This is a genomic window from Methanosarcina soligelidi, assembly GCF_000744315.1.
GTDB classification, from domain to species: Archaea; Halobacteriota; Methanosarcinia; order Methanosarcinales; family Methanosarcinaceae; genus Methanosarcina; species Methanosarcina mazei.
Map to the genome: position 1 here is coordinate 1653642 of NZ_JQLR01000001.1, position 12910 is coordinate 1666551.

Consider the following 12910-nt stretch of genomic DNA (forward strand, 5'->3'; position numbering starts at 1 on the left):
ATTTTAATTTTAAGGTAAATCTTGAAAGCAATTATTTAGCAGGCGTTTAGAATATCGCACTGCTGGAACTGATCTGTTTAAGCGGGGCTCTTTTAAAGTATCTTATAAATGGTTCTTCTGCTAACGTTCCGGGTCCTGGAGACGTTTGCAGCGGGGAAAATATAGCTTTCCGGAAATTTCCTTTGACTGGAATCTATTCCGGTTATTCGTTATAATTATGGGGTTTATATATATTTATTCAGATTTATATCTCTTGTCAGCCGGTATCTTTGATATAAATGATCATGTCTCAGATGGGCGCATATTTTGTTTTCCCTGTTTTTAAAAATCGATCTGAGGGTTTATTATATCACTTCTCAATTATATATTTATTTATTATACAGACTATATCTCTTTAATTTCCTTTTATTATATATCACCATATTATGTCAGGCCTAACATAACGTGTTCAGAGATTTTCTTCATGAATTCTGATCACTGGCAGGCTCACCTTTTCCATTCTGTCATACACTTCCCGCACAAATGAAGTTAATATGGTCTTTTTCCCCACTTCCGATCGTTACCCTTTAATATATGTTAATACATTTGTGTGTTGCAAGCCCGGATAGCCTAGTCGGTTGGGGCGCCAGACTCATAGGGACCTTATATGAGGCGTCTTTAATCTCCTGAGATATCTGGAGGTCGCGTGTTCGAGTCACGCTCCGGGCACCTGATTTTTTCTTAAGTGAGAATTTTTACTGATTTTTTCTTAAGTGAGAATTTTTATCTTTTTTCCTAAATATTCAAGATCCTGCCAACGTTTAATTACTGAGTGTGGTTATCCTTGGATTCGACTCTTTATTTGCTTTTTCGGATTTACTTTTTAGATTTCTGAAAGTTCTTCTCCTCTACTTATTATTCAGGTTTCATAAATCCAGAATTACGCCTTTTTTCAAAAATTTCTTTCTTCGGGTTTACTATCCATGTTTAACTCTGGTGTTATATTCAAAAAATTATACTTTTCTTGTATTATTGAATAAATATCTTAACATAAGCATAATGAGGGCAGTAATCTGCTAAGAATTAATAATTCTGGTTAATTAATATGCTTATTAAATTATATTTTGTTTAATATCCTTGACATGTGGAAACACTTGCTATGGATAGGTTTTTTCCAAAATAAAGGAGTGGAAAATATGAAGTTCAGTACATATATGGTTCTATTATTTGCTGCCTTTGTATGTATGATATGCATATCAACATCAGTGACAGCATTTGAACCTGAAAAGGTAGAAGTTAATCCTGAACTGGAGAACTTCACAGCGCAATTCTTACCACCTCAGATCCTTAATGTTACTGATGGGGTTTACGTTGCACGTGGCTACAACAGGGATAATCCTGTACTTATAGAGGGTAAAGACGGGCTTATTATTGTTGATCCTGGGGAAAGCTTACAGGCCGCAGAGGTTGTCAAAGAAGCATATAATAAGCAATTGAATAACATCTTTGACAGGAAGCCTGTAAAAGCAGTCATCTATACTCACCACCATGACTGCCACATCCACGGGGCTTCTGTTTTTGCCGATAACGAAACTGAAATTATTGCTCACGATCTGCTGGACGATACCCTGTACTATGATTGGTACGGTCAGCTGTTTCCCAGCAGAGCCGAAGGTGGCATGATGATGCTGGGGGGCTTATATGGTAATGATTCTGACTGGTATGCAGGTGGTGCACTTTTCTATAAGCAGATCCGGGGACCTTCAGGTTATATGCCGCCTACAATAACTGTCAATGATACGCTGGAAACAAATATCGCAGGAGTGGATCTCAATATCTTTTCAGCTCCAGGTGAGACCCGTGATGTGCTTGTCATCTGGCTCCCAGAGAAGAAAACCCTGGTACAGATCGCCAACTGTTACGAGGCATTCCCGGCAATTACCACCATGAGAGGGGCAGTCATGAGAAACCCGCTGGATTATATCGATAGCATAGACCTTTATCGCAGCTTTGATGCTGAATATATGGTTTCACTTCATGGTCCCAATCCTGTCGTTGTTGGGAAAGAGAATATCAGCCGTACTTTAACCAGCTATCGTGATGCCATTCAGTTTGTACACGACCAGACGGTTCAGAATATGAACAGAGGCCTTACACCGGGAGAAATTAAAGATGTGGTTAAGCTGCCACCTCATCTGGCAAATGATCCTTATTTGCAGGAATATTATGGAAGCGTTGAAAGAGACATATACGAGATTTTCTGGTGGTATAGAGGATACTACACCGGCAAATCCAGAGATATGTATCCACAGTCTCCCACAGAAGAAGCCGAAATGGCGGCTGAGCTGGCAGGTGGAGTTGATGAGCTTACAGTTAAAGCCAGAAATGCCCTCGAAGAAGGCAATCTGGAATGGGCCCTGGTACTTGCTGACGATGTTCTTCTGCTTGATCCTAAGAATTCTGAAGCACACGAGATAAAGAATTCATCAATGATCGCCCTGGCTGAAGGCACCATGAATGTTCAGGAACGCAACTACCTCCTATCTGAGTATCTTGTGGAGACTGGACAGGCAGCATATCCGGCAAGTGGGAAACCGAAGCTTGCTTTTGCCAATATGGAAGATAAAGCCGTTACCTATATGCCAATGGATACTCTCTTCAGGATAATGGCTGTCAGTCTTGATGCCTCCAGGAGCCTGGACAAGGAAATTACTGTTGGGCTTCAGCTAACAGACATAAAAAACACTGAATCTTCTGACTATGCCCTGTACGTCCGCAAGGGCATTGTTGAGATTCAGCCAGAGGTCCCGGAAGATGCTGATTTCGCCATCACAACCAGTTCGATGGTCTGGAAGAATATGGTTCTGGGAAAACTCGATCCTCAGAAAGCCGTTTCCGACGGAAAGGTGAAAATTTCCGGAGCAGATTCAAAGGCATTATATGAATTTATGGCCTTATTTAATGAGTAGTGAGGGTGTTCCATTAAACATCCTACTTTTTTTCTTTGAAATTATGTGTACAGGACATAGAATTAAAATTCGTTGAATTGGTCAAATTTCAGGATTTGTTTCCGTCAAAGGTGCCTGCTTTTTTCAAATTTCTCCGTTTTTATTGCTTTCTTTTTAATCGTAACTTTATTATATTTCTAATATCCTTACGTACTAAATAATTTTAAAAATTTATATCTATATTAAAGTATTTTTAAACTTTCAAACTTTCTGTGGGGGTCTCTATTGGAAATATTGTTCTTTAATCAGTGAAGTTGTCTTAAAAACAGTTTAAGGTGTGAAAAATGAAACATAAATTTGACGTCTTTGTAAAAGCAATTCCTATTTTCTTTGCAGCTTTTGTTTTGCTTTCTTCATTTACTTTACTGGTATGTGCAGAAAATGAAATGACCCCGGGCACTGTCCTGGAAAATAATTCAACTATGACTATTCCCCGCACACTTGTCAGGGGAGATTCAGGTACTTCTTTACAGCCGATGGTTACGGAGACCGGAAAAATAAGTCTTTCCGTAGACGGGCTAGGCACTGACAGCAGTGGTATTATTCAGGTGGAAAAACCTGAAGGTGCGACTGTAAGAAGTGCATATCTTATCGCTGCTGGAGAGTGGGGTAGTCAGATTCCTGAAGGAAGCGTTTTGATTAATGGAAGTGCCGTTTACTGGAATAATACTGTTTTTTCGACTGCCTGCTATAACTACTGGGCAGATGTTACATCTATTGTTAAACCTGCAGTTGATATCGCGCCGGCAGGAAGAGTTAACTTCACAGTCACAGAAACAAGTCCTTACAGTTCTGATGGAGAAGTTCTTGCAGTTATTTTTGATGATCCTGACCAGAAGGAAGACAATACCGTTATATTGCTTTTTGGAGGGCAGAACCCTGCTGGTGATACTTTCAGTATTAAGCTATCAGATCCTGTTGATAAAAACGATTCTAACTTTGCTATTGATATGGGGCTTGGTATTTCCTTCAGTTACCAGAATAGCGGGGGTAGCCAGGTCAGTAATGTTAACGTAAACGGAGTAAGAGTTACAAGTTCGGCTGGAGGAGAAGATGACGGGTTCAGTGGAAACGGGGCACTTTTGACCGTAGGGGGCCTGGACGATAGTACTGCAAATCCTCTGGACCCATATGCAGGCCCGAGCAATCCACGGACTGATGACGAACTTTACAACCTTCTACCCTTCGTAAATAGTGGGGATTCAAATATCACAGTATTTACTCAGAATCCTTCTAACGATGATAATATATTCTTTTCATACTTTTTCCTGAAATCAAGCACAGCAATGGTAGGCGAGGGTATTCTCCTGTCTCCTGCTTCAGGAAACGCTTCTGTCGGATCTCAATATACCCTTTCATCCCTTGTACAGGATGATAACGGAAATCTTCTTGCAGGAAAACCGGTCAGTTTCTCGGTAGTTTCAGGTCCCAATGCAGGCCAGAGCGGTACTTCGATAACGGATGCAGCCGGAAGGGCTAATTTTACCTGTTCCGGAGCTTCTACAGGCACTGATATTATAGAAGCAAGTTTTGTAACTAACGCAGGCGAGACCATCGTATCAAATCGCGCAAGCATCGAATGGATTGTTCCTCATGTCCCATCTCCTGCAGCAGATTTTAATTCAAATGTTACACTTGGAGTCCAGCCTCTGACAGTAGAGTTCTACGACCTGTCCGAAAACGCGGTATCCTGGAACTGGTATTTCGGAGACGGAAATAGTTCGGAACTTCAAAACTGTACCTGCACATACTTTGACCCGGGATATTACACCGTGTCACTAACTGTGAATAACTTGGCAGGCAGTTCCAATACAACTATCCGTGAAGATTACATATTTGTCCAAATGCGGCCAGTTCCTGGTTTTATTGCCAATGTTACTGAAGGCACATTTCCTTTAACAGTTCAGTTCACTGATGAATCTCAATACCCCGAATCCGTTGAGTGGGATTTTGGAGACGGAAATACCTCAAATGAACTGAATCCCGTTCATACTTATTCGGAAGCCGGACTATACAGTGTTTCACTAATTGCAACAGGAAATAATACTTCAGTAACAAAAACCATCGATAATTATATCAATGTTACAACTTCTCCAGTTCCAGATTTCTCTTCCAATATTACTGCAGGCACAGTTCCACTGTCAGTCCAGTTTATTGATGAATCTCAATACGCTGAATCCGTTGAATGGGATTTCGGTGACGGTGATTCTTCAACTGACAGAAACCCGGCCCATACCTATTCGGAATCTGGACTTTATACTGTTTCCCTTACAGCAATCGGTAACAGAACTTCAGTTGTAAAAACCGTTAATGACTTTATTAACGTAACAATTCCTCCTCTCCCCAATTTCAGTGTCAATATTATTGAGGGCACTTTCCCTCTGGCAGTTCAGTTTTCAGACAACTCTAGCTATACTGAATCTGTTGAGTGGAACTTTGGCGACGGTGATTCTTCAACTGAAAGAAACCCTGTCCATACCTATTCAGAAGCCGGACTTTACAGTGTTTCTTTAACTGCAACTGGAAATGGGACTTCAGTAACTAAAACCGTTGATGATTTCATCAATGTTACTACCCCTCCTGTTCCAGATTTCATCACGAACGTTACTGAAGGCACATTCCCATTAACCGTTCAGTTTACGGATAATTCCAGATATGCCGAATCCGTTATATGGGATTTCGGAGATGGGGGCAGTTCTTTCCAAAGAAACCCTGTTCATACTTTTACAGCCTCTGGTCTGTATACTTTTTCTCTTACAGCAACAGGAAACAATACCTCAGTTACAAAAATCGCTGACGATTTTATTAATGTTACTGTTCCCCCTGTTCCGGATTTCAGTGCCAACATCACCGAAGGTCTTTATCCTTTATCAGTTCAGTTCACGGATAATTCGAGTTATGCTGAATCTTTAGAATGGGATTTTGGAGACGGAAACACTTCAACTGACCTGAACCCTCTTCATACTTATTCAGAAGCTGGTCTGTACACCGTTTCCCTCACGGCAACAGGAAACAGGACTTCAGTAACAAGAACCGCTGAAAGTTACATCAATGTCATCCTTCCTCCGATTCCTGATTTTGGCGCAAATGTGACCACCGGTCCTTACCCTCTGACCGTACAATTTATGGATAACTCCAGCTATGCCGAATCCGTTGTATGGGACTTTGGAGACGGGAGCGTTTCAAACGAAAGAAATCCTGTACACACTTACGAGGAACGCGGCCTTTATACCGTTACTCTTGGTGCAGGCGGGAACGGGACAACAGTAAACAAAACCGTCCAGGATTTCATCAACGTTACAATACAGCCCTTCCCTCCTGAAGCAAATTTCTCTGTAAATGTTACGAGAGGGCCTGCGCCGTTGACTGTAAGTTTCTTAGATGAGTCTTACAATTCCGTTTCGTGGGAATGGGATATTGACGGAGACGGGTGGGTAGACTACATCGAAGCAAATCCGGTCCATACCTATGAAACTGCAGGTATCTACAATGTGAGTCTATACGTTTCCAATGCTTATGGAAATGATACTGAGGTTGTCAAAGGCTGCATCAATGTCCTCACTCACCCGGTCATTTCGGAAAGAAATCTGTCTAAAACCAGCGTTTATCCAGGCGAAGAGTTCAATGTAAACCTTAACATTGAAAGTGCCTGGGAACTCACTAACCTTACTGTAGTGGAAGATATCCCTGCTGGCTGGAACCTCACTCCCATAGATAACGCAGGTGCGGAATTCAACTCTACCTCCAATAAATGGATATGGAAAAACTATTCAGCACGTGATCGCAGGCAGCTGGTTTATGTTCTGAAAGCTCCGCTTGATTCGGACTTTGGGACCTTTAAGCTTGAAGGGGACGTTTTGGCTGAAAATGTGGTAGCCATCCCGGTTGAAGGCGAATCCGAGATAACAATTACCCCTATCGCTGATTATAACCCTGAAAACCTGAAACTATTACATGTGGGAGATCCTGATCAGGAGTTCAATATCTCAACTCATGTGCTCTGTAACTTTACATGGTATGTAAATGGAAACGAGTCTTCTGAAGGGGATAAGAAAAACAGTGCCTATGCATCTCTTACCCTTTCTCCGGAAACTCTATGGAGAAACGATCATTTCAAAAACAGTTACACAAGCGTCGAAAACAGCAGTCTCTTTGCGGGTAAGTATTCCGTAACCGGTAGAGTTTCAAACAGAAGCACTGCCATAAACCAGACATGGAATTTCCTTATCACCAGGTCCGCTGAAAGTAAAAATAACATCAATAACACTGTAGTTTTGCCTGTCAGGAAAGTTGAGGAAAACGAATCGGTATCCTTTAATTTCACGGAGGAACCGGACAATACGGACGATAACAGCATCCTGGCAATCTCTTTCAACGCTTCTTCAACAGGAAATGTTTCTGTCTTTGTTGAAGTGCTGAAAGATAGAGCTTCTGAAGTTACAAAAAACCCTGAAGGGGAGGTTTTCCAGCACATAAACATTCACTTCAGCAATCATACGGTCATGAATGAGACAGGTTCAGACTCCAAGTTTATCGATTTCAAAGTAAACAGAACCTGGATGGAAACAGTTGTGCAGGGTACTGTCCGGCTGAACAGGTATCAAAATGGGGAGTGGCAACCCCTTAATACCTGGGAAACCAGTTCAGATGCCGAATACCATTATTTCCGTGCAGAAACTCCGGGATTTTCGCCTTTTTCCGTAACAGCCGAGAAAATCTCCACGCCATCTGTCTCTACCCCACATAAAGGAGGTAGTGGAACTGGCTCAGCTACTATTATTTCTTCCACTAAAGGCGAAGATGAAAGTATTTTCGGGGTTGAAAACGAAGGTGCCGATTCAACCCTCTCAAAAGGAGCAGAGGATATTCTGGTATCTCAAAGCACTGATACCGGAAAATCCATTTTTGTTGAAGAAGGAAATGGTTCCGAAGCTGCTGGTTCAGAAGAAAATAACGGATCAGAAAAATCAGGTAGTACAGGAGTTCTGTTTTTTATCCTGCTCGTTCTATTTATTGTCGGAGCCTATCTGGTATATAGGCAGACAAAAGAGGAAGAGTAATTGGACTCTTTGCAGGAAGGTCAAGACTCCTTCTTGGACCTTTTTTAACTGTTTTCTCATGTTCATAGAGGTATCAAATAATCTGGTAGTATCAAATAATCTGGTAAATAATCTTGTTTGGCCTGAATTTCACTATATTTTTTGCCTTAAATTCGGGCTTCTTATCTATGTCTGATTCTGTCAACATGTATTCCAGCTGGTTATTTCTGGATATCTGCCGTTTTCTGCGCTTTTTTTAATTTTCGAGGACATGATAAAGGAATTAAAGCCTCACAAAACAGGTGAAAAGGTTGAGAGCTCAGGTTACTATTCATGCTATAAAAAAGGTGAGATTACACGGCTGGAAAAAACGGTTCATTTTTAGACTGTAGAGGAGGCATATGTATCCTTTCCGAAAACTTATGACTATTTTATATTCATTTTTATCTTCATACTAATATCTATAAAAAGAAATTAAGAGTCTGCCATCTGCCGTTACTGTTTTTATTATTTCGAGGCACCGGTTACTTATTTATACACTCCCCCGAATAACCTTTGTTATACCTCAAATAAGAGGGGGGGAATTATGGAATCAATTTATGATATACTGATAAAAGAACACAATATGGTCTCTGACCTCTTCCAGCAGGTCCTGCGCGACAACTCAAGAGAAACCCTGCTTAAAATAAAAGCAGCACTGGATCCTCATATGGCAGGGGAAGAGAAACTCTTTTATTCTGAGCTTGAGAAAAAAGAGGAATTAAGTGAGCTTGTCAGTCACGCCGTGGAAGAGCATGATGAAGCAAGGTCCATTATGTCCGAACTGGAAAGTATGAAAGAAGGGGACAAAAACTGGACCTCCAAAATCAAGGAACTGAAAGAAAGTGTAGATCACCACGTAGAAGAAGAAGAAGGTGAGGTTTTCGAGAAAGCTCAAAAAGTAATTAGCCAGAAGAAGGCAGAAGAGATTGCTCAGCAGTACCTTGAATTTAAGAAGAGCTTTAAACAAGAAACACCAGCCAGTATGCATTAAAACTGAAAATGATAGGAAAAGAGACTACCGGTATCCAGGATTGATTTCTACATAACCGGTTCTCTTTATTCTATTTCCGGTTTTCTTCATTTTGCTTTTTTCCTGGATCCGGTAATTTCTAATTTTTGTAAACTACATCTTACCAATAAGGTATTTACACGCTCTTTTAAATATATCCCGTCATATATTATATCTGGAGGGGAAATATGGAAACAATTTATGATCTCTTAATAGCAGAACATAAACAGATGACAGAACTTTTCCAGCAGGCAATGAATGATAGCTCAAAAGTGAGTTTTTTTAAAGTAAAGCTTAAAGCTGACCCTCATATGATGGGAGAAGAGCAACTCTTCTATCCGCGGCTTGAAGAGAAAGAAGAATTACGTGAGCTTATCAGTCATGCATATGCGGAGCATAATGAGGCAAAAGCCCTGATTTGTGAAATGGAGAACATGGATGAGGGAGATGAAGAATGGGCTGTTAAGCTCGGTGAACTTAAACGGAGTATAGATCACCATATAGAAGAAGAGGAAAGTAAGGTGTTTGATATAGCTCGAAAAACCCTGAGCCAGCAGGAAGCAGAAAAGATAGCAGAAGAATATGTTGAGTTCAAAAGGAGCTATATGAACAAAATAGAGGTCGGGGAGGAGACATCCGGCGTAATGAAATGTTGAATATAATCTGTGCCAGGGGTGTGATTTTCCGTTAATTTGCTTTTTTCCGTTAATTTGCTTTCTTTGTTTTTACTCTTTTTTCCATATTTTTAGAAAACTTTTTCAGCTTTCAGCTGATCGCCTGAGAAAAAATTTATTTTTTATAAACCTATTTTTATACACAAATTGTATGTAAAATCTTAATTAATTCTATGTTTTTTCTTAATTCGCCCTTAACCCTATATACTATACTTAGATGGTAAAATCATAGGTTATTTCTTTTCTCATCAGCTACTTTCAGGATACCTTTATATATCAATATCGTCTATATAGATTTTGTAATATTCATTACTCTCTCTAAGGGGGCCTATTTATTACCAAGGATAAAAGAAAAGTCCAGTTTACAGGAAATTCTACTTATATTGTGTCTCTCCCCATAAAATGGGTCCGGGATATAGGGCTTGAAGCCGGAGATACCCTTACTCTCACTCCCATGCCTAACAAAACACTGCTTGTTTCCTCAAGTGCAATTTCTAAAGATCATTCCGTCCTTAAGGCAACTATAGACTATCTTCATTCCGATAGTGCAGAAAACAACTTAAGGATCCTTATTTCACATTACCTTGTAGGTTACGATGTAATCAGGCTGACCACAAAAAAAGGTTTCAGTGCCTATGACCGCAAGTTTATAAAGGACTCCGTGCGCCAGAAACTCATAGGTCTCGAGCTTGTGGAAGAGTCCAGGAACGAACTTGTTTTCCAGTGCCTCCTGAACTACAATGACCTGCCTCTTAACCGTGTAATCAAAAACATGTACGGGCTCGTCCTTTCAATGCTTGAGGATTCCATGACCGCCCTTCGGGACCATAATGTGGAAATTGCCGAAGACGTAATCCAGAGAGACGACGATGTGGACCGCTTCTACTTATTAGCCGTCCGCCAGCTCAAAGCCTCGATTGAGGACATAGAGCTCTCGGAAAAGATAGGAATCAGGCACCCGCGAGAATGTCTCGGGTACAGGCTTATTACCAAGAGCATTGAGCGTGTGGGAGACCATGCTGTAAGGATCGCCAGAAATGTCCTTAAAATGGATTCCGGGATCAGCAGTGATGACCCTATTTTCAAGATGGCTGACCTCTCAAGGAAAGTGTTTGAGAGTTCCATAGATTCCATGCAGGAGGAGGACCTCCAGGCTATAAACAAAATAGTTGTTGAAGCCAAAAAAGTTTCCCAGTTTGGCGTTTCCCTCGAGTCCAGAGGCGACGAAGGCGAAGGCAGCATTGAGCTCAGCATGGTTCTTGAAAGCCTGCGCAGGGTAGCCGAATACAGTGCCGATATCGCAGAAGTAGCAATTAATATGAATATAAAACAGATCTAATTTCTCAGATCTAAAAACAGATCCGAACCAAAAGGTTCTGCTCTGTCCTTTTTTTGCTCTGTCTTTTTTATTTCTTTTTCTACCTTATATTTTTTTATTTCTTTTTCTACCTTATATTTTTTTATTTCTTTTTCTACCTTATATTTTTTTATTTCTTTTTCTACCTTATATTTTTTTATTTCTTTTTCTACCTTATATTTTTTTATTTCTTTTTCTACCTTATATTTTTTTATTTCTTTTTCTACCTTATATTTTTTTATTTCTTTTTCTACCTTATATTTTCTTACTCTCTTCTACCTTATATTTTCTTACTCTCTATTTTTCTACCTTATATTTTTTACTCTTCATTTTTCTCCTCTCTATTTTTTACTCTCCATTTTTCTCCTCTCTATTTTTTACTCCCTATTTTTACCTGATTTTCTTTCAAATACTTTTATTGCTTCGTCTCAAAAAGGGATTTAGCTCCCTCAAAAGGGCGATTAATGTTTGTTTGGAAGGAGCAACCGGATAATGTAAATCCCTATAATCACAACCAGTAAACTGAAGATGGCCTGCACGAGCGCCTGGTATTTTGGATTGAAAAGAGCAATTATTGCCTCCCGCATATTGAAGAAAAAAGAAAACAGTGCAATAAAGACAAAGGCCAGAAGGACAATCAGTATGGCTGAATTTACCAGTTTTTTAAACGAAGAGTCATTATTTTCCGTTCTATTGTCTTTTTCAGGCTTCTGGATTCCCACAGAACGGTTATCTGTTCCTTTTTCTTCATTGTGAGGGTTGAGTTCGTTTTCAGTCATATTACTCCTCTTTTTCATTCTTTTTGTTATCAGGTCCCCTGTTAATTATGATGCCTGCAGCCAGAAGGAAGGCTATAAACATGAACAGGCTCTCAAAACCCGGAGTTGAACCTTCGGAATCGGGAGTTTCTTCTGCTGGGAGTTCAATGGGTGTGCCTTCTTCAACAAGAGGGTAATTTTTGACAGCATTCCGCTCTATCTTATCCATTTTTACTGGCCCTGTTATTTCGGAAGTGATAATTTCCCTTCCATTCTCTTCCACAGTAACCGCGAATGTATATTCTGCCCTTCTGGGAAGCACGAAGCGCACATGTCCTCTGAGCTGGCCTGAACCTTTTACAATCCCGAGTTCGTCGCTTTCGGTGTATGAAGTGTATTCATCCTTTTTTGCAGTGACCAGCATGGTCAGAGGTCTGGAATCTCCACCCTGGTTATAAACTCCGGGGGAAATATCCACCACAGCCTTTGCGTCCCTGTCAGTGAACTGGGTAATTACAAGGTTCATATCTGTAAGCAGGATATCAGCCGGCTGATCAACAGAGGTATCTACCCTGATGGTGATGTGCTCACTTCCCGAATCAAGGATTTCCCCTTCCCTGAAAAGCTGGACTTCCACCTGATAATTCCCCGGGTTTACAGTCCCCAGAGGCACGGCATTATAAATAAGAGATCGGGCTTTAACGTAACCCATGTCCGCATCTTTTTCTGCTGCTATCAGATGGGTTTCCTCATCAATAATTTTGACTTTGACAGAGAGCATGGAACTGTCAGTGTCCTGGTCATTGCGGATATAAGGGGTAACTGTCAGTAAGGCATTCTCTTCCTGCGGAGTGGCCATTACATCTATATTCTGAAGAAAAACCTCCTCATATTCCCTGAAAACATCTCGATGCTCTAAACTCCCAAAACAGCCGGAAGAGAAGATTATAATCAGCAAAATGCTGATTAAAAATCCATAAGGTAATAAAAGAGGGGGTTTTCCGGGTTTTATTCGTTGCCTGAATCTCATGAGGACCAGATCCG

The 12910-nt window shown here is 40.6% G+C and carries 7 protein-coding genes and 1 tRNA gene; 6 read left to right on the forward strand and 2 right to left on the reverse strand.

Annotation, left to right across the window (positions count from 1 at the left end):
* Positions 1-598 precede the first annotated feature (598 nt).
* From M886_RS07320 to M886_RS07345, 6 genes are all read left to right on the forward strand, one after another.
* Positions 599-708: transfer RNA gene (locus tag M886_RS07320), tRNA-Met, on the forward strand.
* Positions 709-1175: 467 nt separating this feature from the next.
* The gene (locus tag M886_RS07325) at positions 1176-2948 is read left to right on the forward strand and encodes an alkyl sulfatase dimerization domain-containing protein (protein ID WP_230624990.1); all 1773 of its coding nucleotides are present in this window, start codon (positions 1176-1178) and stop codon (positions 2946-2948) included.
* A gap of 323 nt (positions 2949-3271) precedes the next feature.
* Positions 3272-8047, forward strand: coding sequence for a PKD domain-containing protein (locus tag M886_RS07330; RefSeq protein WP_048050956.1), 4776 nt, complete (start codon positions 3272-3274; stop codon positions 8045-8047).
* Positions 8048-8612: 565 nt separating this feature from the next.
* Complete coding sequence (locus M886_RS07335) at positions 8613-9059, forward strand: hemerythrin domain-containing protein (RefSeq protein ID WP_011033916.1); 447 nt, start codon at positions 8613-8615, stop codon at positions 9057-9059.
* A gap of 206 nt (positions 9060-9265) precedes the next feature.
* On the forward strand, positions 9266-9733 hold the full coding sequence (locus M886_RS07340; RefSeq protein WP_011033917.1) for a hemerythrin domain-containing protein: 468 nt from the start codon (positions 9266-9268) through the stop codon (positions 9731-9733).
* A 352-nt stretch (positions 9734-10085) separates the two neighbouring features.
* Positions 10086-11090, forward strand: a complete 1005-nt coding sequence (locus M886_RS07345) for a phosphate signaling complex PhoU family protein (RefSeq protein ID WP_080503050.1) — start codon at positions 10086-10088, stop codon at positions 11088-11090.
* Between the two features lie 479 nt (positions 11091-11569).
* Here M886_RS07345 and M886_RS07355 read toward each other — a convergent pair whose 3' ends face one another.
* Together M886_RS07355 and M886_RS07360 are read right to left on the reverse strand one after the other, a co-directional pair.
* Positions 11570-11887 carry a hypothetical protein gene (locus M886_RS07355; protein ID WP_054868591.1) on the reverse strand — a complete coding sequence of 106 codons (318 nt, stop codon included), beginning with the start codon at positions 11885-11887 and terminating at the stop codon, positions 11570-11572.
* 1 nt (position 11888) lies between these two features.
* The gene (locus tag M886_RS07360; RefSeq protein WP_137726716.1) at positions 11889-12725 is read right to left on the reverse strand and encodes a DUF7490 domain-containing protein; all 837 of its coding nucleotides are present in this window, start codon (positions 12723-12725) and stop codon (positions 11889-11891) included.
* Positions 12726-12910 lie beyond the last annotated feature (185 nt).

Bases quoted from the DNA above. Each gene is read 5' to 3' on its own strand.
- M886_RS07330 (WP_048050956.1), top strand. From the start codon at position 3,272: ATGAAACATAAATTTGACGTCTTTGTAAAAGCAATTCCTATTTTCTTT.
- M886_RS07340 (WP_011033917.1), top strand. From the start codon at position 9,266: ATGGAAACAATTTATGATCTCTTAATAGCAGAACATAAACAGATGACA.
- M886_RS07335 (WP_011033916.1), top strand. From the start codon at position 8,613: ATGGAATCAATTTATGATATACTGATAAAAGAACACAATATGGTCTCT.
- M886_RS07355 (WP_054868591.1), bottom strand. From the start codon at position 11,887: ATGACTGAAAACGAACTCAACCCTCACAATGAAGAAAAAGGAACAGAT.
- M886_RS07360 (WP_137726716.1), bottom strand. From the start codon at position 12,725: ATGGCCACTCCGCAGGAAGAGAATGCCTTACTGACAGTTACCCCTTAT.
- M886_RS07325 (WP_230624990.1), top strand. From the start codon at position 1,176: ATGAAGTTCAGTACATATATGGTTCTATTATTTGCTGCCTTTGTATGT.